The organism is Ruegeria sp. CDSB029 (genome assembly GCF_059611125.1).
The window spans coordinates 229,877-252,638 of record NZ_JBXWOX010000006.1; the positions used below are offsets into that span (position 1 = coordinate 229,877).

The following is a 22,762-nucleotide window of genomic DNA, read 5'->3' on the forward strand; positions in this document are numbered from 1 at the left end:
GATAAATCCATGCACGCCTACCGCAGCCACACCTGCGCCGCACTGACCGCCGCCAATGTCGGTGAAACCGTCCGCCTGTCCGGTTGGGTGCATCGGGTACGAGATCACGGCGGCGTGCTGTTCATCGATCTGCGCGATCATTTCGGTGTGACACAGGTTCTGTGTGATGGCGACAGTGCAGCTTTTGCCGAGCTTGAGAAAGTACGTTCGGAATGGTGTATCCGCATCGACGGCACCGTCAAAGCACGTGACCCGGAGCTGGTGAACTCGAAACTGCCGACCGGTGAGATTGAAGTTTACGTGCGGGAGCTTGAGGTTCTGGGCGCGGCTGACGAACTGCCGCTGATGGTGTTCGGAGATCAGGAATACCCCGAAGAAACGCGTCTGCGCTACCGTTACCTGGACCTGCGCCGCGAGGCGATGCAGAACAACATGACCCTGCGCTCGGATGTTGTTTCTTCCATGCGCAAACGTATGTGGGATCAGGGCTTCCGCGAGTATCAGACGCCGATCATCACCGCATCGTCGCCTGAAGGCGCGCGTGACTTCCTTGTGCCGTCGCGTTTGCACCCGGGCAAGTTCTACGCGCTGCCGCAGGCCCCGCAGCAGTTCAAACAGCTGATCATGGTGTCGGGCTTTGACAAGTATTTTCAGATCGCGCCCTGCTTCCGTGACGAAGACCCACGTGCCGACCGCTCGCCCACCGATTTCTACCAACTTGACCTTGAGATGTCATTTGTCGAACAGCAGGACGTGTTCGACACGATCCAGCCGGTTCTAACCGGTGTGTTCGAAGAGTTCGGCGGTGGCCGCAAGGTCGATCAGGAGTGGCCGCAGATCTCCTACAAGGATGCTGCATTGTGGTACGGTTCCGACAAGCCCGACCTGCGGAACCCTATCAAAATGCAAGTGGTCTCTGACCACTTCCGCGGGTCTGGCTTCGCGATTTTCGCGAAGCTGCTGGAGCAGGAAGGCACCGAAATCCGCGCCATCCCGGCGCCGACCGGCGGCAGCCGCAAGTTCTGTGACCGTATGAACGCTTTTGCCCAGAAAGAGGGTCTGCCCGGCATGGGCTACATCTTCTGGCGCGATCAGGGCGAAGGGATGGAGGCCGCAGGACCGCTGGCCAAAAACATCGGCCCCGAGCGCACCGAGGCGATCCGTCAGCAACTGGGGTTGGGCGTTGGTGATGCGGCGTTCTTCCTGGGTGGTAAGCCAAAAACCTTTGAAAAAGTCGCAGGTAAGGCTCGCGACGTGATCGGTGAGGAACTGAACCTGACCGAGAAAAACCGCTTTGCTTTTGCCTGGATCGTGGACTTCCCGATCTACGAGCAGGACGAAGAAACCGGCGCGATCGACTTTGAACACAACCCGTTCTCGATGCCGCAGGGCGGAATGGAGGCTCTGGAAGGCAATCCTCTGGACGTGCGTGGCTATCAGTACGACCTGGCCTGTAACGGGTATGAGCTGGTGTCGGGCGCGATCCGGAACCACAAGCCGGAAATCATGTTGAAAGCCTTTGAACTGGCTGGATACGGCGAAGAAGAAGTAAAAAGCCGCTTTGGTGCGCTGTTCAACGCCTTCCATTATGGTGCGCCGCCGCACGGTGGCTGCGCCGCTGGTATCGACCGTATCGTGATGCTGCTGGCCGATGAAGCCAACATCCGCGAGGTCATGATGTTTCCGATGAACCAGCGTGCCGAGGATCTAATGATGGACGCACCATCCGATCCGACCTCGGATCAGATGATGGAGCTGGGCCTGCGGATCATCCCTCAGGACTGAGAATAGCAAAACCCGCTGCTGACCCTGCAGCGGGTTTTTTCATAGCTTGTGCTTGTACAAAGGTCATGGCTATGGACCGGTATTCATCGCTTGGTCGCAGGTTTGCATAGCTCGTTTGTTGGCGACCTATTCCCATGGGTCCCTAAATGACTTCCGGCTAGAGCGAATATCGCGGGCGGTGGCGCGGGTTTGCCAGTAGACCCAAAGGCACAAGATCGTTGCGGTTATGAAGTAAGCGGTCATCATCTCAAATCGCCTCACGCTGTTCCAAACGGGTCTGCACAATCCCGGCGACCTGAGCAGCCACGGCCGTTACTGGGGTTCCGTCTGCCCGCGACTCGGCAAGCCGCTGGGCCGCTTCGGCCAAAACCGTATCCTCGGCATCGCGGGCAACCCCGCGCAGAAACTGTGCCGCGTAATCCAGCGTGCGCTGATCATTCGGACCGGCCAGAATGTCGGCGATATGCGCCATGTCATCCTGATAGGCCAACGGATCGGCGTTAATGATCTCATCCCGGACGGCATGCAGGCTGCTGGGTCGGCGATCTTCGGGCAAACGTTCTAGGATGGACGTCTGAAAATAGGCCAGCGACTTTAGGGGTTTCGCTAAGAACCCGTCGGCACCGGCCCGCATTGCGGTGCGTTTCATATGGTCATCCCCGGACATGCCAAGAATGGCCCCAATGCGGGGCGCAGCCTCAGACAGATCAGCGATTAGATCCGCGCCGGACCCGTCCGGCAGACCCATGTCTACGATGATGACAGACGGGCGGTAGATCTGCAGGTGACGCCGTGCCGATTGCAGGCAATCCGCCCGCCTGATGCGTGCGCCGCTGTGCAGGCACATCAGCCGAATGGCGTCGCAGGCATAGCGGCTGTCTTCCACAACCAAAATAGTTTGTCCCAGCAGGGGCCGCGTGGCCGTCGGCTGCGCGGGAGAGGCGAAGGGGCTCGAATCGTCCATGGCGGAACTCCTAATCAGCAGATACCTCACGCTAGGAACTTCTGGCTAACAGGGCGTTAACGGCAATTTGGCGCACTTGTTCTTTGTTCAATCAGCCCCCATAACCGCTGCAACGCAGAACAGAGGAGAGTTCCATGATTGGTCGCCTGAACCACGTAGCCATTGCCGTACCCGATCTTGAGGCCGCCTCGGAGCAGTATCGCAACGCGCTGGGCGCGAAAGTCGGCGCGCCGCAGGATGAGCCGGATCACGGCGTCACAGTTGTGTTCATCGAACTGCCCAATACCAAGATCGAACTGCTTTATCCGATGGGCGATGACAGCCCGATCAACGGGTTTCTGGAAAAGAACCCCGCTGGCGGCATCCACCATGTCTGCTATGAGGTCGAGGATATCATCGCTGCCCGCGATCACCTGAAAGAAACCGGCGCGCGCGTGCTGGGTTCGGGTGAGCCCAAGATCGGTGCGCATGGTAAACCGGTGCTGTTCCTGCACCCCAAAGATTTTAACGGCTGCCTGGTCGAGCTGGAACAGGTGTAACCTAACCGCGGAGGGGATAAGATGTCGATTACTGGTGCGGCCGTTCTGTTCGCTGTGATCTGGTTCATGACCTTGCTGGTGGTGCTGCCAATTCGCATCAAGACACAGGGCGATCTGGGTGATATCGTTCCGGGCACCCACGCGGGCGCACCTGAAGAGCATCACCTGAAGAAAAAGATGTGGATCACCACCGGTATCACGGTGGTGATCTGGGCCATTATCGCAGGCATCATCCTGTCCGGCATAATTTCCGTGCGAGACTTCGACTGGCTGAACCAGCTGGAGCCGCAGCGCTGATCTTTAAGCCATAGACCCTGATAGCTTGTGGTAGATATGGGTGAACGTTGCGACCCCAAGGATTGGGATCACAAGGTTCACCAGGGGCACGGATAGCGGGATCGCCATCAAAATGCCTGCCATCCAGATGGTCGTTGCGTGTTTGGCGCGCAGCTTACGTGCACCTTCGCGACCCAACCTGCGCATGGCCGCCAGCGTAAAGTATTCCCGCCCCAACAAGAAACCGTTCATGCCCCAGAAGATGAAGGGAGCGAGTGGGGTAAAGATTGCATAGAGAATCAGGGCCAGCAGGTTGGCAACGATCAGAACTCCCATGAAGCTCAGCCCGTCGCGCAGGCTTTCGCTGAATGGAATGCCCGGTACAGCAGGCAAAGACGGGTAATGCTTGTCTTCGACCGCTTGCGCGACGTCTTCCAGAAACATCGACGTAATCGCCGAGGCCACCGGGACCATCAGAAATACGGGCAGGATCAGGACGACAAAGATGCCGGAATAATTCAGCACGTCGTTCAACCACGGCACGGCACCGATAAAGGGCAGAGAGATCTCGTTCCCCGACAGCCTGTTTATCAGCCAGATCGCCAAAGCACATGCGGCGATCAGCAAAACAATCGTCAGACCAACGCCGCGCAACAGGACAGCCCGGAACTTTGGGTCGCCGATCTGTCCCAGCGCTGCAAAAAAGGCGTTGAGAATGGTCATTCCGAAACCCACTGCGTCAACCCATCCACGTCAGGGCGGGGTCTTTCGGGCGGTGCTTTGCCCTCGGTCGCGATATGGACCAGACCCGCGACGCGTTCATTATCTTGTAGCCCGAACGCCTTTTTGCAAAAGTCCCGGTTGTGGGTCTGCCAACCGGACAGCCAGTTCGCGCCCCAACCCGCAGCAAGCGCCGCGTTCAGCAAAGCCAGGCACACTGCGCCAGCGGAATAGGTCTGTTCGATTGCAGGGATTTTCGCGGAGGGTTTATGAACCTCGATCACGGCGACCGCCAGATGGCCCATGTCGAACTGACTGCGGGCTTTGGCGATATCCTCAGCAGACTTGCCCAGGGCCGCGCCACAATCTTCGGTCAGCTGCGCCAGACGCGGCATGGCACCTTTCTCAAGCACGATGAAACGCCAGGGTTCCAGCTTGCCATGATCCGGGCTACGTGCGGCGGCTGTCAGCAGGGGCAACAGCTGTTCCCGCGTCGGTGCGGGTTCAACCAGCGTTTTTGCAGGGCGCGACCGGCGCGATTGCAGAAACTCCAGGGCGGCCGGATTCTTCAAGGACATATGTTAACTTTCTTTACATAGGCGGTTGTGTATGTGGTTGAACATCTGGCGGGTTTCAAGGGCAAGTGGCTGGATGCAGGAGATCAATTTCACTCCCTGAGCGTTCGTGCAAGGATGTTCAAGAAGAAGAGAGGGAAGATGGCCAAACCAAAGCTGCGAAATGTACCGGATCTGAGCGCGCACGCCGTACCCGATGAAGGGATCGAGGTCCGGGTCACGCCGAAAGCTGCGAAGGATGGGATTTTAACCGATCAGGGAAACATTCGCATCACCGTCACCGCGCCGCCCGAAAATGGCAAGGCAAACGAGGCGGTGCGCAACATTTTGGCCGTGGCCATGGGGGTGGCACCGTCCACTCTGATCCTCAAGCGGGGGCAGACGTCGCGCGACAAGGTATTTGTCTATTCACCCTGATCCGGTGTTTCCCGGATTTGGTACACGCCTTCCGGCAAGTCCAAAGCCGCCGCCAGATCGCGCACCTGTTCTGGGGACAACGTGATCCTCTGAATCTGATCCGTGCGCGGGTCCAATTGTTCAAGCGTCACACATTCGGCGAAGCTGTTGATGACGACATCCTCTTGCAAAGGCTTGGGGCCTTCGTCCACCAGAGTAATGACTGTCGAGTCGAATTCATGCTCAATCGAAAACATGAAAGCAGAGTGCAGGTCAGCCGAATGCAATGCAACCCGTACCTTACCAATCGGGCTGTGGTGATTGGCGCGGCTCCGCGCTATGGTCGTGAAAACGGGCCAACCGTTTCAAAGGATTATGAATGTATCGTCTGATCTGTTTGTTTCTTCCTCTTTTTCTGGCGGCCTGTAGTGCTGGCGAGATGCGATTGCAGCCCGCGACCCAATGGTCGGGGACCTTGGGCGAGTACCAGGTAGAGGCGGCCGCGGTTCGGGATGTCAGCCGCTCTATCGGCAAAGAAGCCCGGGCTGAGTGTCTGAAGCGGGCCAAAGTCAAAAATTGCGATTTCACGGTTCTTGTTGATCTCAATCCACAAGCGGAAGCGAATGCGTTTCAGACCTTGGATAACAGAGGCCAGCCGGTGATCATTATGACCCGTTCCATGATTCAGTCAGCACAAAACCCAAATGAACTGGCTTTTGTCCTTGGGCATGAAACGGCCCATCACCTTCTGCGCCATATCCCTCGTCAGTCGGAAAACGCGCAAGAAAGCGCTGCAATATTCAACAATCTGGGCAAGCTCTTTGGAGAAGAGGGCGAAGACCTGGAGCGTACACAGAAAATTGGGGCGGAAGTGGGTGTGCAATTGAATGTTAAGGCCTTCGAGCTTGAGGCTGACCAGTTGGGCACAATTATTACCCACAATGCCGGATACAACCCGTTGATCGGCGCAAAGTACTTTGACCGCATCCCGGACCCGGAGGACAGTTTTCTGGCGTCACATCCGCCGAATGCGCAGCGTGTGCAGATGGTTCAGAACACCGCCCGAAAACTTGGGCTGACGCAATGACCCAAATAACAAGGCTGGGCGTAATCCTGACGGATCGTGGATCAAAATACGCGGTTTCGGGGGCTGCGGTGCAAATGCGCGAGGACGTGGATGCCGTTCTGCAAGACCTCAAATCCGACAAAGCCTATGCCAAGGCAACGCACAATACCTGGGCGGCGATCTTGCCGACAGGGGCGCTAAAGGCGGACGATGGAGAAAGCGGTGCCGGAATGGTCATCCTGCGCATGCTCGAAAGGGCCGGACTGGAGGGCCACGTCATCATTGTCACCCGCTGGTACGGGGGCAAAAAACTGGGCGGTGACCGGTTTCGCAGGGTGCAGGATGCCACCCGCGCCTATCTGGAGCATATCGGCGCCGGGTCTTGACCTGAGTCAAATGCCTGTTCGGGCCGCTGCGCTATCCTGCCAGAACTGTGCGACAGGGAGACAGCGCAATGCTTGGCAAAAATACTCTGAAACGACATGCGGAACTGGTCGACCAGATGGCAACCCACGTCGGGGTCGATCTGGAAGATGCGGCCATAGGCGGTGACGTCTCGATTGACCAGATCTCTGATGCGGTCCTGCGTTGCAGAGATTGTTCGAACCCAGATCGTTGCGCGCAGTTTCTGGCCCAATCTGCCCAAGACCAGAAAACGCCGGAATACTGCAGGAACACGGCGCTGTTTGACCGCCTCACTTCGCTGTCGGAAAGCAAGCGCGACGGTTAAGAAAAATCATGCCGCGCCATTGCTGCGTTTGTGCAAACAAAAGGCAGACCTGCCAATGACCCGAGATACTCTGGGCGACGTGGAGAAACACTTTTGGCTAACTCGGTCGGTGGCCAGATGTATGGATGTTTCGTTGACCGAAGCAATGGCCGAGGGGCGGTTGACCACCAATGGTTATGCGGAGATCGTGACGCGCTGTCGTGCTTCTGGGTGCAGCGACCAATGCGAATTGTGGTTGTCGAAACAACAGGTCAAAGCCGATTCGGCCCCTGAATTCTGCGTGAATGCAGAAACGCTGAACGCTTTGAAGACTTAGTCAGAGCTTGGAATGCGAACCGTCGCACAGCGGCGGATTGGCCGTTTGTTTGCATCCGCAAAAGAATACTTTCTTGCTGGTTTCGGCAGTAAACTTCACTGGTTCAAACTGGGTTCCCTTGTGTGAACCATCGCAGAAGGGCTGACGTTCTGACTTGCCACAGGCACACCAGAAATAGGTTTTCCCTTCGGTCACTTCGACCGGGTAGGGGGCTTTTTGGGCAGGTTTCGGCTCATCTGACATGTGGCTGCTCCGCTTTTGGCTAATGTCGTGAAACAACTATAAGGCCATCGCGGGGGCGTGTAGAGCGCTTATGTTTCTTTATGCAAGCAGCATGGTTTTGCCGTTCTCACAAAACTGTGATTGATTTTGTTGCAATAATATCAACGAGGTCGTATTTTGAGACTGGCCCCAGATAATAGGGCAATATGAGAAAATTTTTAGAGGAATGACGGACATGAAACTTAAATTTGCTGCCGTTAGCGCAATTGCCCTGGTTCTGGCTGCATGCTCGCAGCAGGAAGAGCCGACGCCGGTTTACATCACGCCTGAATACGACAAGTTCGGCACACCGAGCTGCCCGGCTGGAACCGAGCTGGCCACGACTGAAGCGGGACAGACCATCTGTAACCCGGTCGCTCAGTAAGAATTCTGCGGGCGGTCTTGTTTTGGCCGCCCGCTTACTCAACGCATCCGACCGCCCTTGTTGGGCGGTTTTTTTGTGCCCGCTTTAGGCCGGCGCGGGTCAGATCAGAATGCGTCGAAAATGGGCAATCATCGCCTCGCCAGCCGTCAATATCCGTGCCCAAACGACTTGCGGTGATAGTGTTGACGCCTTGACTCGTACCGTGGTGCATAAAGGTAGCGATAGGATTTCTTTTTTTGCTTTTGCTGAACGTAGGGCGCGTTCTTAGGGGCCGGTTTTGCGTGGTAGACTTTTGGTGTGTAGACTTTAGGAGAGTAATAGTGCCGGTGAATGCGGATGTTATTGCTGTTATGAACATGTTGCGATTTTGACCCAACAACAACTTGGCCGCTCGTTCCAACAGTGATGCTGCCTGCAGTTGCCGGGCCAGAAAAAAGTTGGGACGCAAGTATCGCGGCCAAGCAATTGAATGAGATTGCACTAAAGTACGCCATGAAAATCCTCCTTCCAGCAAGTTGAGGTTTTCATTCATGGTCCGGGAAAATCCCGGCTCAAGCCAATAAACTTAAATCACGCTCTGCCCATCTGGGGTGAACGGGCATATTAGGGTCAGGTGCGTTTGCCCCATAAATCGTATTCGCCGGCCTCATCGATCTCGACCGATACGATGTCACCAGGCTTCAGATCATCGAAACCCTCATCGATGAACAGGTTCCCGTCGATCTCGGGCGCGTCCGCCTTGGTGCGGCACGTGGCGGCTTCGTCATCAACCTCGTCCACGATCACGTCCATGGTCTGGCCAACCTTGGCGGCCAGCTTAGCCTCGGAGATGGCCTGCGCTTTTTCCATGAAGCGGTCCCAACGCTCTTGTTTGACCTCGGCTGGTACGTGATCCGGCAGGTCGTTTGATCGCGCGCCATCGACGTTTTCGTATTGGAAGCAGCCAACACGATCCAGTTGCGCCTCGTCCATCCAATCCAGAAGGGTCTGGAACTCGGCCTCGGTCTCGCCCGGATAACCGACGATAAAGGTCGACCGCAGCGTGATGTCCGGGCAGGTTGCGCGCCATGCGGCGATCTCATCCAAAGTCTTGGCTCCCGCTGCCGGGCGTGCCATGCGTTTCAGAACGTCCGGATGGGCATGCTGGAACGGGATGTCCAGATAGGGCAGGATGTTGCATCCGGCGTCGGCCATCAGGGGGATCAACTCGCGCACATGCGGGTAGGGGTAGACATAGTGGAGCCGAACCCATGCATCCAACTGCCCCAGCTCACGCGCCAGATCGGTGATGTGGCTGCGCACCTCGCGGTCCTTCCACGGGTTTACGTCATACTTCCGGTCCAACCCATAGGCGGATGTGTCCTGCGAGATCACCAGCAATTCACGCACGCCATTGTCGACCAGCTTTTCGGCTTCGCGCAGCACCGCGTGGGCCGGGCGGCTGGCGAGCTTGCCGCGCATGTCAGGGATGATGCAGAACTTGCATTTGTGGTTACAGCCCTCGGAAATCTTGAGATAGCTGTAATGGCGGGGGGTCAACTGTACGCTTGCAGCGGGCAGCAGGTCCACAAACGGATCAGGATCGGGCGGCACTGCCGAATGCACCGCATCCAGTACCTGCTCGTATTGATGCGGGCCGGTAACAGCCATGATGCGCGGGTGATGTTCGCGGATGTAATCCGGTTCCGCGCCCAGACAGCCGGTCACGATGACCTTGCCATTCTCGACCAGCGCCTCGCCGATCGCGTCCAGCGACTCGGCCTTGGCACTGTCGAGAAACCCGCAGGTATTCACGATCACGGCATCCGCGCCTGAATAGTCGGGCGAGATGCCGTATCCTTCGGCACGCAGGCGCGTCAGAATGCGCTCACTATCGACCAGGGCCTTGGGGCAGCCCAAGGATACCATACCGATGGTCGGCTGGTTCGAACGTGGCGTCTCGGGCATCCGGGCGGTAGGCGCCAGGTCGGGGCGGAGGTTTGGCGGGTTCGTTGTCATTGCGCGGCATATAGTGGGGAACGCTTCCCCTTGCAAATGCGGCGCAGGCTTTGGATGATCTTTTTAACGCATGAAAAAGGCGGAGAGCAGAATATGAAGTGGCTGTTGCGCATAGTTTTCCTGTTGGTGGCGGTTTTTGGCTTGGTCATCGGGGCCTTGCTGCTGATGCCCGGCGACAAGCTGGCCACCATATTGGCCGAGCAGGTCCGCACCCAAACCGGGCGTGATCTGAAGCTTACGGGTGATGTGAACCTGTCTTTCTGGCCCGTGCTGGGGCTGGAAACCGGTCCGGTGACTTTTGGAAATGCACAATGGGCCGGTCCTGAACCAATGCTGAGCGCCGAAAGCCTGGCCGTGGGGGTTGATGCTGCTGCGCTGATCTCCGGGGACCTGCGCATCAAACGGGTGATCGCCGATAATCCGGTTCTGCGGTTGGAACTTTCGGATGGGCGTGGGAATTGGGAACTTTCGGCACCCGAAAACACAGCCTCGGCAAGCGCTGCAAGTGGCGCGGCACCGCAAGGGCAGCAGGGCGAGGTGACGCTGGATCATCTGAAGCTGACGAATGCACGTTTGGTCTATATCGAAAACGGTGCAACTAAATTCGATTTTGCCAATGTCAATCTGGCGGCCAGTTGGCCGGACGTTTCGGCGCCTCTGCAGGTTCAGGCTCAGATGGCAGTGCCCGGGGGGGCGGTCGATGTCGACCTCAAGATTCAAGATCTGCCAGCTTACGCGTCCGGCGCGGTAACGCCGCTGGATTTGACCATGACCGCGCCCGGCGGAGAGTTCGGCTTTGTAGGGCGGGTCAATCTGGCTGGTGAAATGGATGGCAGAATGCTGGCCAAAACGACGAACACGGAACGTATGCTGGCTGCTTTTGGTCAGGCCGGTGTTGGGGTGCCATTGGGTCTGGGGCGCGAGGCCGACGTGGCCGGGCAAATGACCTATACCAGCGATGGTCGGATTTCGCTGCGCAATTTGGTGGCGTTGCTGGATAATAATCGCCTGACTGGTGAGGCAGATATCGTTATCTCGGACCCGCCGCAGATTACCGCGCGGCTGGAAGGCGGTGACCTGGATCTTACTCAATTCAATGATACGCCTGGTGGTGCTAGCGACGGGTCGGCGCCGTCACCTGACCAAGGGTGGTCGACCACCCCGATTGATGCGTCTGCGCTGGCCTTGGCGAATGGCAAAATCCGCCTCAAAGCCAATTCCATTGCCGTACCGGGCCTGACGCTGGGACCCAGCGATCTGACGCTTAACCTTGATCGATCCAGGGCGGTTCTTCAGATTAATCCTGCCACATTGTTTTCAGGGCATCTGAACGGGCAAGTGGTTGCCAACAACCGGAACGGTTTGTCGGTCGGCGGTAACCTGACCGCGAATGGCATGGACGTACAGCAAGCTCTGTCCGCTCTTGGCGGGATCGAGCGGTTGTCCGGCACCGGATCAGGGTCGTTTGAGTTTCTGGGAGTTGGACAGTCCGAGGATCAGATCGTGCGCTCACTCAGCGGCAAGGGTCGTGTGGACGTGGGCAAGGGCGTGATCTCGGGGTTTGATCTGGACCGCCTGATGGGCCGCAGCGGGGGCGAGGGCGGCACAACCGTATTCAACAGCCTGTCCGCCAGCTTCACCATGGATCAAGGGGTGTTGTGGAACAACGACCTGTTGATGTCCCTGGATAACTTCCGGGCCGACGGTTCCGGTCGGGTCGGAATCGGCAACCGCGATATCGACTATCTTTTCACGCCTGTTGCGCTGCGCGCGAATTCGGGCAACGGCATTGCAGTGCCAGTGAAAATCGTCGGACCGTGGAGCAACCCGTCGATTAAGCCAGATCTGACCAAAGTTATCGAGGCTGTTGCTGAAGGAAAGGCCAAAGAGCTTGAAGATGAGGCCAAGCAGAAAGTCTTGGACAAAGTCGGAGACGAGCTGAATACGACGATCACGGACAGCGATCAGATCGAAGACGCGATCAAGAACAAACTCGAAGACGAAGTGAACAAGGGGCTGCTGAAGCTGTTTGGCGGTAACTAATCAGCGCCAATACGCAAGGGTTTCGGGGCAGAAGGTGCCCCGAAACGCAGTAGCGCTTAGATGGTTTGATCGTAGTCGCCCACACCGGGTTCCGTGCGAATGACCGCGTCGATATCGGCAAAGATTGCGCGCATTTCGTCCTCGCTCTGGCTGCTTTCGCAGACCACGACAAGGTTCGGAGTGTTTGAGGATGCGCGAACCAGACCCCAACTGCCATTGTCCAGAATGACACGAGCGCCATTGACGGTGACAACCTCTTTGATCGCGCGACCGGCAAAGGTACCTCCGGCATCTGCCTTGGCAACCAGCTTGTCGACCAACCGCTGAAGAATGTCATACTTCTCGGTGTCGGCTGCATAGGGCGACATGGTCGGCGTCGACCAGGTTTTAGGCAGCGCCTTGCGCAGGTCCGACATGCTTTGATCCGGATTGCGATCCATCAGCTTGCAGATTTCAACGGCAACCCGCATCCCGCAGTCGTAGCCGCGCCCGATAGGTTCAGCCAGAAAGTAGTGACCAGACTTCTCAAAGCCGGCCAGCGCGTTGATCTCTTTGACCCGCCGCTTCATGTGGCTGTGGCCGGTTTTCCAATAATCCGCTTTGACACCAAGGGCCTGCAATTCAGGGTCGCTGGCAAACAGACCAGTGGATTTCACATCTGCCACAAACGTCGAGTTCGGATACAATTTGGCCAGATCGCGGGCCATGATCACGCCGACCTTATCGGCGAAGATCTCCTCACCCTCATCATCCACAACACCACAGCGATCGCCGTCGCCGTCAAAGCCCAGAGCCAGATCGGCGCCGCTGGCTTTCACAGAGGCGGACATGTCGTGCAACATCTCCATAGCCTCGGGGTTGGGATTATAGTGGGGGAAAGTATAGTCCAATTGGGTGTGGCTGGGCACCATTTCGACGCCAATGCGCTGGAAAATCTCAGGTGCAAAGGCCGAAGCCGTTCCGTTTCCGGTTGCGCATACGACTTTCAGGGGACGGGACATTTTGAAATCACCGACCAGATCGTCGATATAGGCTTCTTTTACGCCCTCGACGAATTCGTAGGACCCACCGTCGTGGGTGACGCCTTCGCCGTTCAGGACAATGTCACGCAATTCCGACATCTCATCGGGGCCGTGGGTCAGCGGGCGGTCAAAGCCCATCTTCACCCCGGTCCAGCCGTTCGGATTGTGGCTGGCTGTGACCATGGCTACGGCGGGCACATCCAGATGGAATTGCGCGAAATAGGCCATCGGGCTAAGCGCAGGGCCAATATCTTTGACCTGAATGCCAGCCTGCATCAGCCCCAGGATCAGCGCATTCTTGATCGCCAGCGAGTAGTCGCGATAGTCGTTGCCCACCGCGATCACCGGTTCGATCCCACGCTTGCGCATCTGTGTGCCCAGACCCAAGCCAAGCGCGGTCATGCCGGGCAGGTTGATCTCTTCCGGGTATTTCCAGCGCGCGTCATATTCGCGAAAACCGGTTGGCTTGATCATCGGATCGCGCAGAAAACTCCAGGTGTTCGGGGTCACCTCGGGGATGGGTTTGGTCATGCTATTGCTCTTACTCAAATCTGTATAGGATTGGCTTTGGCCAATGCATCAAAGCGCATCAAAGTGTCAATCAATTGAGGCATTTGGTCCAGATAGATCATGTTAGGCCCGTCTGACGGAGACTTGTCCGGGTCTTCGTGTGTTTCAATAAACACAGCACCGACGCCTATGGCGGCAGCCGCGCGTGCCATCACCGGAGCAAATTCACGCTGACCGCCGGTCGAACCTCCAAGCCCTGCAGGCTGCTGAACCGAGTGGGTTGCGTCCATCACAACCGGATAGCCTGTCGCCGCCATCTGCGGGAGCGAGCGCATATCTGTCACCAAGGTGTTGTACCCAAACGAGGTGCCACGTTCAGTCAGCAGAATATTCGAGTTACCAACACTCTCGATCTTGGCGACAATGTTCGCCATATCCCATGGTGCCAGAAATTGCCCTTTTTTGACATTGATCGCCGCGCCTGTTTGGGCTGCGGCCAACACCAGGTCGGTTTGACGGCACAATAACGCGGGAATCTGCAAAACATCACAGACATTGGCCGCGTCTGCGCATTGCTCTGGCGTATGTACGTCAGTCAGGACAGGTACCCCAATTTGTTTTTTCACACCATCCAGAATGTCCAGACCTTTGGCAATTCCGGGTCCACGGACACCTGAAATTGAGGTGCGGTTCGCCTTGTCATACGAGGCCTTAAAAACGTACTGCGCACCGGCGGCATCACAGGCTTCTTTCATTTTGCCTGCGATCATCTGCGCATGATCCGCGCTTTCAAGCTGACAGGGGCCGGCAATGACCGTCAGAGGCAGATCATTGCCGACCGTGAGGTCGGAGATTTTTACATGTTTCATGTGTCTTACGAGGATACCTGTTCACGAAGGACCGACGCGGTAAGCGAGATCAACAGGTAGATACCAGCAAACAACAGAAAAGCCAAAATCGTATTTTCGAACTTGCGCGGATAGGTGGGTTCCTGACTTGGCACCGGTCTTACGGACACCGTCAGATAGCGCACTTTGCGGTTTGCTTCAGTCCGTGTGGTTTCCATTTGCTGCATAGCTGTCTGCAGTATCATGTCCCTGGCAACAAGATCGGCCTGCGCCATTTGAATTCGTACACTGAGCCGGGCAAGCGAGTTTTCGCCTGCAGACACATCCAGCATTTCCGCGTTAAGTTCTGCCAAAACAGCCTCAAATCGCGCGATGTCCGCACGGGCACCATCCACCTTGGCCTGGTTCGGACGACGATTGTCCAGCAATGCGGCCAATTGTAGTTCTTTGTCCTGAATCTGCGTTTCCATGGCGTCTATGCGGCCACGCAAGCTGGCGATGACGTTCTGAGGGTCCAGCAACGCGCCTTGAATCTGAAGTTCGATCAGATCTTCCTGCGCTTTTCTGCGTTCCTGCTGGGCCATTTCAAAACCATCCAGCGCATCGCGCATCTGGTCTTCGCGCTTAAGTTCTGTAAGCCCGTTTATGGTTTCTTCGGCGTAGGACAGAAGACGGTCAGAGATGGCCACCGAAATCTGCGGATCAGGGGCCGCGACTTCCATCCGGATAATGCCGTCGCTCGGGTCGTACCCGATGGTGATCATGCGTCGGAAGAGCTTGTAGGCCTCTTCCAGCGTGGCGTCCGGCGAAAGCCGTTGAATAGGATCGATCCACTCCTGCTTGAAAATTTCCTCAAAGCCCATGTCACGCTCTAGCCTCAGCAAGGCATCCTTGGACTCCAGGAATTCCTGTGTGGCGACAGAATCCTGCGCGGTGGCATATTGTGTGCCCGCCAAAAACCCGCCAAACGATGCCCCTCCGCCGTCCGCCTGAAGGATCGAGAAGGCCGAGTCGCTGGCATACATGGGCGTCGCCACGCGGTAGAAATAGAACCCGACAATAAAGGTGGGCAGGAAGACGAAAACCGCAAGGCGGGCAAACAGGGCAAGCAGTTTGCGACGGCGGCGGCGGGCGATGTCTTTCTGTATCTCGCCAATTTCAAACTCTCGCCGTTGCGTAGGGGACATCTCGGGCCCGGGCAGGGTCCTTCCACCTTCGCTGACCGTTTGCGGCAAATGAATCGTGACCTTGTCCTTGGTCTGATCCTCGGTCTGCGTCGTTTCACCCGCCATCCCCAGCAAATTGGCGCGATGAAACGGATCGATGCCATTTTGGCGTAGCAAACGCACCGCATCATAGTCCGAAGTCGCCTCCAGCCCGTTCTTCTGCGCCAGTCTGCGTGCCATCCGCAATTGGCGCCCGGTCAGCCCCTCGTTTTTGATGGCGTCAATCTCGGTTATGGACTCTGAGTCATTGGCCGCAGCGGGTGGCCGCGTCGCGTTGCGAATGCGCGAAATGGCGTCAGCGCGGTCTTCTTCCGTTCCCGCATTGCGGCGTTTGCGGCGCCAGTTGTAGATGCTAGCCTTGGGTTTGGTAGTCATATAGCTGCTTTGCCTCTTCCAAGGTGTCGAACATATAAAGCTGGCCATCCATCAAAACGGCAGCCTCTTGCGCAAATTTCTCCAGCACGGCGGGACTGTGTGACACGATCACCAATGTTGTCGTGCGTAGTTTTTCCCGAAGGATGTCGCCGGCCTTCCTGTTGAATTCGACATCAGTCGACGCCGGCATGCCTTCGTCAATCAGGTACATGTCGAAATCCAGAGCTAACATCAAAGCAAACGTAAAGCGCCCCTTCATACCGCTGGAATAAGTGGCCAGGGGTTGGTCGAAATACTCCCCCAATCCGCATAGCCATTTGCAGTAGGCTTCGACATAATCGGGGTCCATCCCGTAGATGTTGGCGACGTAGCGCGCGTTTTCCAGGGCGGACAGTTTGTTTGCGACACCTCCGGTGAAACCCATAGGAAAAGATACCCGGCAGGACTTTCGAATCACGCCTTCATCGGGCTTTTCCAGACCTGCCATCATGTTGATCAAGGTGGTCTTGCCGGTTCCGTTAGGTGCAAGAATGCCAATCGAACGGCCCAGTTGGACCCGAAACGAGACACTGTCCAGGATCACCTTGCGGCGTGTCCCGGTCCAGAAGGACTTACTAACATTCTCAAACTCAAGCATTGAGGGCCTGCTGCTTGCACCTTGTTAATCTTACCGGATGTGTCGGTAATCGGGTTGTTATCCTACGTTTTATGTGGGCCATATTATGTCGAGTTTTGGTGGCAATGATCAATCCACTGGCACGTGTGCTGTTAGTATTGTGACTTTTCCATCGGTTGGACCCACGCATTGCGTTGACTATCTTTCAAGATGACCGTCAACCAATTTGATGCAGGAAACCTTGCCATCTGATGAATTCGCTACAGAAAGAAATCTCGGCCTGCCGAATCTGCGTGGATAGATTTGCCGCGACAGAGACCGCCCATCAGCCCCGCCCGGTGGTCTGGTTTCAGCCGGGAACGCCGATTTTGGTCGCCGGTCAGGCTCCGGGTGCACGGGTGCATGAATCGGGTCGGCCGTTTACCGATCCGTCCGGAGATCGCTTGCGGGATTGGCTTGGGGTGGATGAAGCCGTGTTCTACGACCGGTCACGGGTTTCAATCGTGCCGATGGCTTTTTGTTTTCCGGGTTATGATGCGCGCAAGGCGGATTTGCCGCCCCCCCCTGTGTGCGGCAAAACCTGGCACAACAAAGTCATGCAAACGCTGGGGGAGATGCCCCTGACTATTTTGGTGGGTGGGCATGCTCATAAATACCACCTGAATGTGCGCAGCTCGGTGACGGAAACGGTTCGCAACTGGCGGGACCATGCGCCGCGCGTCTTTGCCTTGCCTCATCCCTCGTGGCGGAATACGGCATGGATGAAGAAAAACCCGTGGTTCCAGACCGACCTTCTGCCGGTTCTGCGTGCGCGGGTGCAAGAGGTTCTGAATGACTGAAACCACCGCTTTGGACACTGCCCACACCGCAATGGCTGCCGCCCCAAACGATGATTCAGCGCGATTGCGTTTCTTCGAACGGCTTGCCGACAGCGAGCTGTTTCTGATGCTGACGGAAGAGGCGAAGGGCGAAAATATCTCGCCCGAGTTGTTTGACGTCGCTGATGGACGCTTCGTGCTGGCCTTTGACCGAGAGGACCGGTTAGCGCGGTTTGCCGAACGTCCTGTTCCTTATGTGGCGTTGTCGGGCCGGGTGTTGTCCTCCATGCTGGCGGGGCAGGGGATCGGGCTGGGCCTCAACCTCGAAGTTGCGCCGTCCTCTATGCTGATCCCGTCCGAGGCGCTGGGTTGGCTGGCGGAAACTCTGCAGCATGGACCAGAGGAGGTTCAGCAACGGTTGGCAGAGTTCTTGCCCCCTGCGGGTCTGCCCGACGATTTGTTGACCGCACTGGATGCGAAACTTGCCACGGCCGTTGGATTGGCTGAAGCCGCATATCTGGTGGGAACGAAGTCCGAAGGCGGCGGTTCCGGGCACCTGCTTGGGTTCATTGGTGCTGTCGAAGGCGCCGAGCCCGCACTCGCTAAAGCCACGTCCGAGGCGTTGACGTTTTCCGGGATTGAGGCAGGGGCAATGGATGTCGGGTTCTTCGGAGCGCACGATCAGGCAGCTGCCTCATTGGCGCGGGTTGGTTTGCGGTTCGATCTGCCGCAGCCAGAGGCTCGTGTTGTCGCGCAGACGATACCTGGCAGCAACCCGGATAAGCCACCCATTCTAAAATAGGAAAAAAGCCCCGCGCACGAAGGATCTGCGGGGCTTTGGGGATTATTCCGCAGCAGCTTCCAGTTTGTCCTGGGTGCGGGTTTCGAAATCGCTGGCCTCGTGGCGTTCGTGCAGCTGGGTATGTGGCTCACCGAATGGGCGGTTGACCATGCGGCCACGCTGTACGGCAGGGCGCGCGTCGATGGCCTTGGCCCACCGCATGACGTTTTTGTACGATTCGACATCCAGGAATTCCGCGGCGCTGTACAGGCGACCCAGAACCAGTTGACCATACCAGGGCCAGATCGCCATGTCCGCGATGGTGTAATCCTCGCCTGCGATATACGTCTTGTTGGCCAGTTCACGATCGAGAACGTCCAACTGACGCTTGGTTTCCATCGTGAAGCGGTTAATCGGGTATTCGAACTTTTCCGGCGCGTAGGCGTAGAAATGGCCAAATCCGCCGCCCAAATAGGGTGCACTGCCCATTTGCCAGAAGACCCAGTTCATGACTTCCGCACGTTCCGGTCCGGACTCTGGCAAAAACGCACCAAACTTTTCGGCCAGATGAAACAGGATCGACGCGCTTTCGAACACGCGTGTCGGCTTGTCGCCTGAGCGATCCCAAAGAGCGGGGATTTTCGAATTAGGGTTGGCCCCGACAAAGCCCGAGCTGAACTGATCGCCTTCGCCGATATTGACCAGCCATGCGTTGTATTCGGCACCTTCGTGACCCAGCGCCAGCAGTTCCTCCAGCATCACGGTCACTTTGACGCCATTGGGGGTGGCCAGCGAATATAGTTGCAGCGGGTGCCGTCCAACCGGCAGATCCTTGTCGTGAGTGGCGCCAGCGATTGGGCGATTGATGTTGGCAAATTGGCCGCCATTCTGGCTGTCCCATGTCCAGACCTTTGGGGGCGTATAGGTCGGTTGCTCGCTCATTTCTTGCCTTTCTTCGCAAAGTGCACGTGAATTGTCCGTCCATCACTACAGCTAATGTTGCAAAGCACCGAGTCCAACCCCGCAGAGCGCAGCGTTTTTGTAACAATCCTCACCCGACATCTCACGAATTCTCATTCAACGTCACAGCGACGCGAGGGGGACTTCGCAAGCGATCTGAATTGCCTATTGTATATTCAGACCCGCAAGTTCGGGCAAATCAACAACCCCGAGGACAAAAGGACTTACCACCATGAAACGTTTTGCCCTGACTGTAGCCGCGGCACTGACCCTTGCCGCTCCGGCCTTTGCTGGTGACCAGTATATTGACGGCACCGGGTTCGCCGTGTCCGGCTACGATGTCGTCGCCTACCGTGGCCTAGATCAGGTTGCGGTTGGCCAATCTCAGCCAGCACCTGTACGCGGCCGTGCAGACATCACTGCGGAATACAATGGTGCCACCTGGGCATTTTCGTCTGAAGAGAACCGCGACAAATTTCAGGAGAATCCAGCCTTCTACGCACCGCAATATGACGGACATTGCGCATACGGTGTTTCGAAGGGCGGCAAAGTCCCTGCGAACCCGAACCTGTGGCGGATCGTCGATGACAAGCTTTATCTGAACATCACCGATGTCGTCGTCGGTTTCTGGGAAGAAGACGTGCCCGGCAATATCAACCTCGCCGAAGGCAACTGGCCGGGGATCGAACCCGATGGCGCATCCTCCAGCGTGATCCCGAAATTCACTTCGGAAGGCCCGATTTCAAACTAGGTGGCCACTCGCCAAACCAAAGCCCGGCTCATTCCAGCCGGGCTTTTTCGTCAATGCGCAAACGAGAATTCGTCCCGCATCTGCTGATCGGCATCGAACCGAATGCGAACGCTTTTGGCACCGGGGAACGTCCGGGTAATGATCGCGTCGGGGACAACAACCTCGCCGCCGCCGGAATCGTTCGACTGGAAATTCAAAACCTCTGTTTCCGTTCGGCGCGACCCGGCCAGAACTGACGTTGGCAGAGCAACACGATTTGCCCCTTCGTAGACTGGCGTCGAGACAAAGAACGTCAAATGGCGTCCGAAAAACCCGACCGCATCCGGAACATGGTCTGATTTGCACGCAAGCTCGGATTCGGGTGTTTCGATCTCTTCTGATCGGTCTGGCAATGCAGTATTCAATAAAGCGCGGCATGCGTTAATATCAGCTGCTTCCAACGTAACAACGCGTCGCCGCAGCTTTGGACGCAGCGGTTTCCTCAGCCCGGTGCCTTTCCCGGCCAGCCCTTCCTTGCGCAGAAGGTCATAGGCTTCTTTGGCGCGTGTAAATCCAGAACTATCGCCTTCGGCTTGGTCAGGGTGCCCATGAAACGCAATGTTTCGCCAGGCGTTTCTGATTTCATCAGAGGTAGCGCTTTGATTTAACCCTAGCGCATACAGTGCCTCTGTGCGGGCATTGATCTTGTCAGCAGGTTCCATAACCCAAAATACTCATTACAAAAAATGTTACTGTCCCAGTTTGAACAGGACTGCGAACTTGTCAAATTTCACATAAAATTGAAGTGCCTGCAGGAACAATTGCGGCAGTGCGCAGCAATTGTTCTCAGTTTTATTCCTGCCGGTGAAGGCGCCCTTTTCCCGAGCCCCATTCAGGCCACGTTTTGCAGATCAGTTTTCGGCGTTATGCCAAGGGCAAAACACACATCACGCGTCAATTCCGGCCGGTTCAGCGTGTAGAAATGCAGTTTGTCCACGCCCCCGTCGATCAGGTCCGAGCACAGCTCGGTGCACAATGCTGTAGCCAGCAAATCCTCACGATCGTCGCGCACGGCCTTTTCAAACGCCTGTTCGACCCATTGGGGAATGCGCGTGCCGCATCGTTTGGCGAAATTGCGTGCACCTTTCCAGTTCTCGATCGGCAGGATGCCGGGCACGATAGGCTTGTCGATGCCGGCTTTTTCGCAGGCGTCCCGGAACCGGAAAAACGTCTCGGCCTCAAAAAAGAACTGGGTCAGGGCCTCATCTGCGCCTGCATCCAGTTTGGCCTTGAGCCACTCAATATCGGTGCGGGCATTTTGTGCCTCGGGGTGAATGTCGGGGTAGGCGCCGACTCGAATGTTGAACATCTCGGTCTCAGCCAGGGCCGAAATCAGTTCAACCGAATTTGCAAAACCTTCGGGGTGTGGCTCAAAACGATCCTGACCGCTTGGCGGATCACCGCGCAGGGCTACGATATCCTGTACGCCCGCCCGCGCGAAAGTATCCGCGATTTCCAGCGTTTCCTGCCGCGAGGCATCAACACATGTCAAATGCGCAGCAACAGGCAGCCCCGAGGATTTGTGCAGGGTCGCCACCGCATCGCGGGTCAGTTCCCGCGTTGTGCCACCCGCACCATAGGTGACCGAGACAAATCGCGGCTCTAACGGGGCCAGAGTCTGAACCGTGTCCCAAAGACGAAACGAGGCTTCGAGCGTCTTGGGCGGAAAGAACTCGAATGAAATTTCTGGCTTGGTCATCACGGCCTCATTTGATTGGTACAAGGATCTTGTGCCAGTTTGGGCAATGTGAGACAAACTCATATTATTCAAGAACAACATGAGTATCACTGCAATGCATATCGAATTCCGCCACCTGCGCACGATCAAGGCGATCCACGAATGCGGTGGGCTTGCCCGTGCGGCGGATCAACTTAACATCACGCAATCGGCGTTGAGCCATCAGATCAAAGGGCTGGAAGATCAGGCGGGGGTTGAATTGTTCCTGCGCCGGTCCAAGCCGATGAAACTGTCAGCGGCCGGACTGCGTCTGCTGCGTTTGGCCGAACAGATTTTGCCGCAAGTTCAGGCCACACAACAGGAATTCTCGTCGCTTCGGGATGGGCGCACGGGGCGGATGCATATCGCGATCGAATGTCACGCCTGTTTCGAATGGCTGTTCCCGGTGCTTGAATCTTTCCGGAAATCCTGGGGTGACGTGGACGTCGATATCCGCCCGGGTTTGGCATTTGACGCCCTGCCTGCGCTGCAAAAAGAAGAAGTCGATTTGGTCGTTTCGTCCGATCCAGAGGACCTGCCAGGCATCGAATTCATTGAACTGTTTGACTATGACGCTGTTTTTGTTGCTGCCTCATCCCACCCGCTGGCGCAGAAAGAGTTCATCGAGGCCGAGGATTTCCGTGGTCAGACCCTGATTACCTATCCGGTCGAGCGCACCCGGCTGGATGTGTTCAGCCAGTTGCTGATATCCGCGCGGGTCGAGCCGGCCGCAATCCGGCAGGTCGAATTGACTGCAGTGATCCTTTTGCTCGTTGCGTCGAACCGCGGTGTATCGGTGCTGCCTGATTGGGTTGTGCGCGAAGTGAAGTACAATTCCGACTACGTCACCCGCCCCCTGACCAAGGACGGCATCACCCGCAGGCTATATGCGGCAGTGCGCAGCGAGGACCTGGAAAAACCCTTTGTGCAAGAGCTGATCCATCTGGCCGGGACCGAGGCGCGCAAGCTGCAAGAGCAATAGGCAAAAAACGCGGGTCTGCTATGCGCATCATTCCTCTTGGCAAGGGCGCTTTGCATCAGTATA

27 protein-coding genes are annotated in these 22,762 nt (G+C 56.8%); 14 read left to right on the forward strand and 13 right to left on the reverse strand.

Translation table 11 applies throughout. The annotated features are described in order from the left end of the window. The first annotated feature begins 9 nt into the window (after positions 1-9). Entirely contained in the window at positions 10-1,785 is a 1,776-nt protein-coding gene (gene aspS / locus AC2FI8_RS09805) for an aspartate--tRNA ligase (RefSeq protein ID WP_496769043.1), read from the forward strand. A gap of 247 nt (positions 1,786-2,032) precedes the next feature. Here the strand turns inward: aspS and AC2FI8_RS09810 are convergent, their stop codons facing one another. Then, complete coding sequence (locus AC2FI8_RS09810; RefSeq protein WP_496724060.1) at positions 2,033-2,749, reverse strand: response regulator; 717 nt, start codon at positions 2,747-2,749, stop codon at positions 2,033-2,035. Positions 2,750-2,883: 134 nt separating this feature from the next. Between AC2FI8_RS09810 and mce the strand changes: the two genes are divergently transcribed. Next, complete coding sequence (gene mce / locus AC2FI8_RS09815; protein WP_058275955.1) at positions 2,884-3,288, forward strand: methylmalonyl-CoA epimerase; 405 nt, start codon at positions 2,884-2,886, stop codon at positions 3,286-3,288. 21 nt (positions 3,289-3,309) lie between these two features. Continuing rightward, a complete protein-coding gene (locus AC2FI8_RS09820; RefSeq protein ID WP_496778774.1) occupies positions 3,310-3,585 on the forward strand; it encodes a DUF1467 family protein in 276 nt (91 codons plus the stop codon). 3 nt (positions 3,586-3,588) lie between these two features. On the opposite strand, the gene AC2FI8_RS09825 is transcribed toward AC2FI8_RS09820, so the two are convergent. Next, positions 3,589-4,287, reverse strand: a complete 699-nt coding sequence (locus AC2FI8_RS09825; protein WP_496724065.1) for an EI24 domain-containing protein — start codon at positions 4,285-4,287, stop codon at positions 3,589-3,591. Further along, the gene (locus AC2FI8_RS09830; protein ID WP_496778776.1) at positions 4,284-4,862 is read right to left on the reverse strand and encodes a nitroreductase family protein; all 579 of its coding nucleotides are present in this window, start codon (positions 4,860-4,862) and stop codon (positions 4,284-4,286) included. The genes AC2FI8_RS09825 and AC2FI8_RS09830 overlap by 4 nt, the downstream gene beginning before the upstream one ends. Before the next feature lie 138 nt (positions 4,863-5,000). Here AC2FI8_RS09830 and AC2FI8_RS09835 point away from each other — a divergent pair, with 138 nt between their 5' ends. After that, a complete protein-coding gene (locus AC2FI8_RS09835; protein ID WP_496724578.1) occupies positions 5,001-5,276 on the forward strand; it encodes a DUF167 domain-containing protein in 276 nt (91 codons plus the stop codon). On the opposite strand, the gene AC2FI8_RS09840 is transcribed toward AC2FI8_RS09835, so the two are convergent. After that, positions 5,264-5,512 (reverse strand): DUF8831 family protein, encoded by a 249-nt coding sequence (locus tag AC2FI8_RS09840; RefSeq protein ID WP_108859312.1) that lies wholly within the window; start codon positions 5,510-5,512, stop codon positions 5,264-5,266. The two genes, AC2FI8_RS09835 and AC2FI8_RS09840, sit on opposite strands and share 13 nt — an antisense overlap. A 122-nt stretch (positions 5,513-5,634) precedes the next feature. On the opposite strand from AC2FI8_RS09840, the gene AC2FI8_RS09845 reads away from it, so the two are divergent. The 4 genes from AC2FI8_RS09845 to AC2FI8_RS09860 all read left to right on the forward strand — a co-directional run bounded on the left by AC2FI8_RS09845 (position 5,635) and on the right by AC2FI8_RS09860 (position 7,367). After that, positions 5,635-6,342: a M48 family metallopeptidase gene (locus AC2FI8_RS09845; RefSeq protein WP_496778778.1), complete on the forward strand. Its 708-nt coding sequence runs from the start codon at positions 5,635-5,637 to the stop codon at positions 6,340-6,342. Continuing rightward, on the forward strand, positions 6,339-6,707 hold the full coding sequence (locus AC2FI8_RS09850; protein ID WP_496778780.1) for a YigZ family protein: 369 nt from the start codon (positions 6,339-6,341) through the stop codon (positions 6,705-6,707). The genes AC2FI8_RS09845 and AC2FI8_RS09850 overlap by 4 nt, the downstream gene beginning before the upstream one ends. A gap of 68 nt (positions 6,708-6,775) precedes the next feature. Then, positions 6,776-7,051: a DUF6455 family protein gene (locus tag AC2FI8_RS09855; protein ID WP_496778782.1), complete on the forward strand. Its 276-nt coding sequence runs from the start codon at positions 6,776-6,778 to the stop codon at positions 7,049-7,051. A 55-nt stretch (positions 7,052-7,106) separates the two neighbouring features. Then, complete coding sequence (locus AC2FI8_RS09860) at positions 7,107-7,367, forward strand: DUF6455 family protein (protein WP_496724075.1); 261 nt, start codon at positions 7,107-7,109, stop codon at positions 7,365-7,367. Here the strand turns inward: AC2FI8_RS09860 and AC2FI8_RS09865 are convergent, their stop codons facing one another. After that, on the reverse strand, positions 7,368-7,610 hold the full coding sequence (locus AC2FI8_RS09865; RefSeq protein ID WP_496724077.1) for a CDGSH iron-sulfur domain-containing protein: 243 nt from the start codon (positions 7,608-7,610) through the stop codon (positions 7,368-7,370). A gap of 214 nt (positions 7,611-7,824) precedes the next feature. On the opposite strand from AC2FI8_RS09865, the gene AC2FI8_RS09870 reads away from it, so the two are divergent. Then, entirely contained in the window at positions 7,825-8,013 is a 189-nt protein-coding gene (locus AC2FI8_RS09870) for a hypothetical protein (protein ID WP_058275732.1), read from the forward strand. A 609-nt stretch (positions 8,014-8,622) separates the two neighbouring features. On the opposite strand, the gene rimO is transcribed toward AC2FI8_RS09870, so the two are convergent. Continuing rightward, positions 8,623-10,011 (reverse strand): 30S ribosomal protein S12 methylthiotransferase RimO, encoded by a 1,389-nt coding sequence (rimO, locus tag AC2FI8_RS09875; RefSeq protein ID WP_496778784.1) that lies wholly within the window; start codon positions 10,009-10,011, stop codon positions 8,623-8,625. Positions 10,012-10,104: 93 nt separating this feature from the next. Here rimO and AC2FI8_RS09880 point away from each other — a divergent pair, with 93 nt between their 5' ends. After that, positions 10,105-12,054 carry an AsmA family protein gene (locus AC2FI8_RS09880; protein WP_496778787.1) on the forward strand — a complete coding sequence of 650 codons (1,950 nt, stop codon included), beginning with the start codon at positions 10,105-10,107 and terminating at the stop codon, positions 12,052-12,054. 56 nt (positions 12,055-12,110) lie between these two features. On the opposite strand, the gene AC2FI8_RS09885 is transcribed toward AC2FI8_RS09880, so the two are convergent. From AC2FI8_RS09885 to AC2FI8_RS09900, 4 genes are read right to left on the reverse strand one after another with little or no spacing between them, the layout of a single operon-like run. After that, complete coding sequence (locus AC2FI8_RS09885) at positions 12,111-13,607, reverse strand: phosphomannomutase/phosphoglucomutase (RefSeq protein WP_496778789.1); 1,497 nt, start codon at positions 13,605-13,607, stop codon at positions 12,111-12,113. Between the two features lie 14 nt (positions 13,608-13,621). Beyond that, positions 13,622-14,455, reverse strand: coding sequence for a 3-deoxy-8-phosphooctulonate synthase (kdsA, locus tag AC2FI8_RS09890; RefSeq protein WP_496778791.1), 834 nt, complete (start codon positions 14,453-14,455; stop codon positions 13,622-13,624). 5 nt (positions 14,456-14,460) lie between these two features. Next, on the reverse strand, positions 14,461-16,035 hold the full coding sequence (locus AC2FI8_RS09895; protein ID WP_496778793.1) for a KpsE/RkpR family capsule polysaccharide export protein: 1,575 nt from the start codon (positions 16,033-16,035) through the stop codon (positions 14,461-14,463). Further along, positions 16,013-16,672 carry an ABC transporter ATP-binding protein gene (locus AC2FI8_RS09900; RefSeq protein ID WP_282151737.1) on the reverse strand — a complete coding sequence of 220 codons (660 nt, stop codon included), beginning with the start codon at positions 16,670-16,672 and terminating at the stop codon, positions 16,013-16,015. Before AC2FI8_RS09900 ends, AC2FI8_RS09895 begins: the two co-directional genes overlap by 23 nt. 230 nt (positions 16,673-16,902) lie before the next feature. Here AC2FI8_RS09900 and AC2FI8_RS09905 point away from each other — a divergent pair, with 230 nt between their 5' ends. Continuing rightward, on the forward strand, positions 16,903-17,490 hold the full coding sequence (locus AC2FI8_RS09905) for a uracil-DNA glycosylase family protein (protein ID WP_496778795.1): 588 nt from the start codon (positions 16,903-16,905) through the stop codon (positions 17,488-17,490). Beyond that, positions 17,483-18,271, forward strand: a complete 789-nt coding sequence (locus AC2FI8_RS09910) for an SseB family protein (RefSeq protein ID WP_496769017.1) — start codon at positions 17,483-17,485, stop codon at positions 18,269-18,271. The genes AC2FI8_RS09905 and AC2FI8_RS09910 overlap by 8 nt, the downstream gene beginning before the upstream one ends. Before the next feature lie 42 nt (positions 18,272-18,313). On the opposite strand, the gene yghU is transcribed toward AC2FI8_RS09910, so the two are convergent. After that, the gene (gene yghU, locus AC2FI8_RS09915; protein WP_496769015.1) at positions 18,314-19,192 is read right to left on the reverse strand and encodes a glutathione-dependent disulfide-bond oxidoreductase; all 879 of its coding nucleotides are present in this window, start codon (positions 19,190-19,192) and stop codon (positions 18,314-18,316) included. Between the two features lie 250 nt (positions 19,193-19,442). On the opposite strand from yghU, the gene AC2FI8_RS09920 reads away from it, so the two are divergent. Next, positions 19,443-19,961, forward strand: a complete 519-nt coding sequence (locus tag AC2FI8_RS09920) for a YHS domain-containing (seleno)protein (protein ID WP_058275938.1) — start codon at positions 19,443-19,445, stop codon at positions 19,959-19,961. Positions 19,962-20,011: 50 nt separating this feature from the next. Here AC2FI8_RS09920 and AC2FI8_RS09925 read toward each other — a convergent pair whose 3' ends face one another. Beyond that, positions 20,012-20,662 (reverse strand): J domain-containing protein, encoded by a 651-nt coding sequence (locus AC2FI8_RS09925; RefSeq protein ID WP_496778797.1) that lies wholly within the window; start codon positions 20,660-20,662, stop codon positions 20,012-20,014. Positions 20,663-20,832: 170 nt separating this feature from the next. Beyond that, complete coding sequence (metF, locus tag AC2FI8_RS09930; protein WP_496724099.1) at positions 20,833-21,699, reverse strand: methylenetetrahydrofolate reductase [NAD(P)H]; 867 nt, start codon at positions 21,697-21,699, stop codon at positions 20,833-20,835. Positions 21,700-21,793: 94 nt separating this feature from the next. Between metF and AC2FI8_RS09935 the strand changes: the two genes are divergently transcribed. Beyond that, positions 21,794-22,699 (forward strand): LysR family transcriptional regulator, encoded by a 906-nt coding sequence (locus AC2FI8_RS09935; protein ID WP_496738331.1) that lies wholly within the window; start codon positions 21,794-21,796, stop codon positions 22,697-22,699. Positions 22,700-22,762: the final 63 nt, after the last annotated feature.

Bases quoted from the DNA above. Each gene is read 5' to 3' on its own strand.
- aspS (WP_496769043.1), top strand. From the start codon at position 10: ATGCACGCCTACCGCAGCCACACCTGCGCCGCACTGACCGCCGCCAAT.
- AC2FI8_RS09810 (WP_496724060.1), bottom strand. From the start codon at position 2,749: ATGGACGATTCGAGCCCCTTCGCCTCTCCCGCGCAGCCGACGGCCACG.
- mce (WP_058275955.1), top strand. From the start codon at position 2,884: ATGATTGGTCGCCTGAACCACGTAGCCATTGCCGTACCCGATCTTGAG.
- AC2FI8_RS09820 (WP_496778774.1), top strand. From the start codon at position 3,310: ATGTCGATTACTGGTGCGGCCGTTCTGTTCGCTGTGATCTGGTTCATG.
- AC2FI8_RS09825 (WP_496724065.1), bottom strand. From the start codon at position 4,287: ATGACCATTCTCAACGCCTTTTTTGCAGCGCTGGGACAGATCGGCGAC.
- AC2FI8_RS09830 (WP_496778776.1), bottom strand. From the start codon at position 4,862: ATGTCCTTGAAGAATCCGGCCGCCCTGGAGTTTCTGCAATCGCGCCGG.
- AC2FI8_RS09835 (WP_496724578.1), top strand. From the start codon at position 5,001: ATGGCCAAACCAAAGCTGCGAAATGTACCGGATCTGAGCGCGCACGCC.
- AC2FI8_RS09840 (WP_108859312.1), bottom strand. From the start codon at position 5,512: ATGTTTTCGATTGAGCATGAATTCGACTCGACAGTCATTACTCTGGTG.
- AC2FI8_RS09845 (WP_496778778.1), top strand. From the start codon at position 5,635: ATGTATCGTCTGATCTGTTTGTTTCTTCCTCTTTTTCTGGCGGCCTGT.
- AC2FI8_RS09850 (WP_496778780.1), top strand. From the start codon at position 6,339: ATGACCCAAATAACAAGGCTGGGCGTAATCCTGACGGATCGTGGATCA.
- AC2FI8_RS09855 (WP_496778782.1), top strand. From the start codon at position 6,776: ATGCTTGGCAAAAATACTCTGAAACGACATGCGGAACTGGTCGACCAG.
- AC2FI8_RS09860 (WP_496724075.1), top strand. From the start codon at position 7,107: ATGACCCGAGATACTCTGGGCGACGTGGAGAAACACTTTTGGCTAACT.
- AC2FI8_RS09865 (WP_496724077.1), bottom strand. From the start codon at position 7,610: ATGTCAGATGAGCCGAAACCTGCCCAAAAAGCCCCCTACCCGGTCGAA.
- AC2FI8_RS09870 (WP_058275732.1), top strand. From the start codon at position 7,825: ATGAAACTTAAATTTGCTGCCGTTAGCGCAATTGCCCTGGTTCTGGCT.
- rimO (WP_496778784.1), bottom strand. From the start codon at position 10,011: ATGACAACGAACCCGCCAAACCTCCGCCCCGACCTGGCGCCTACCGCC.
- AC2FI8_RS09880 (WP_496778787.1), top strand. From the start codon at position 10,105: ATGAAGTGGCTGTTGCGCATAGTTTTCCTGTTGGTGGCGGTTTTTGGC.
- AC2FI8_RS09885 (WP_496778789.1), bottom strand. From the start codon at position 13,607: ATGACCAAACCCATCCCCGAGGTGACCCCGAACACCTGGAGTTTTCTG.
- kdsA (WP_496778791.1), bottom strand. From the start codon at position 14,455: ATGAAACATGTAAAAATCTCCGACCTCACGGTCGGCAATGATCTGCCT.
- AC2FI8_RS09895 (WP_496778793.1), bottom strand. From the start codon at position 16,035: ATGACTACCAAACCCAAGGCTAGCATCTACAACTGGCGCCGCAAACGC.
- AC2FI8_RS09900 (WP_282151737.1), bottom strand. From the start codon at position 16,672: ATGCTTGAGTTTGAGAATGTTAGTAAGTCCTTCTGGACCGGGACACGC.
- AC2FI8_RS09905 (WP_496778795.1), top strand. From the start codon at position 16,903: ATGAATTCGCTACAGAAAGAAATCTCGGCCTGCCGAATCTGCGTGGAT.
- AC2FI8_RS09910 (WP_496769017.1), top strand. From the start codon at position 17,483: ATGACTGAAACCACCGCTTTGGACACTGCCCACACCGCAATGGCTGCC.
- yghU (WP_496769015.1), bottom strand. From the start codon at position 19,192: ATGAGCGAGCAACCGACCTATACGCCCCCAAAGGTCTGGACATGGGAC.
- AC2FI8_RS09920 (WP_058275938.1), top strand. From the start codon at position 19,443: ATGAAACGTTTTGCCCTGACTGTAGCCGCGGCACTGACCCTTGCCGCT.
- AC2FI8_RS09925 (WP_496778797.1), bottom strand. From the start codon at position 20,662: ATGGAACCTGCTGACAAGATCAATGCCCGCACAGAGGCACTGTATGCG.
- metF (WP_496724099.1), bottom strand. From the start codon at position 21,699: ATGACCAAGCCAGAAATTTCATTCGAGTTCTTTCCGCCCAAGACGCTC.
- AC2FI8_RS09935 (WP_496738331.1), top strand. From the start codon at position 21,794: ATGCATATCGAATTCCGCCACCTGCGCACGATCAAGGCGATCCACGAA.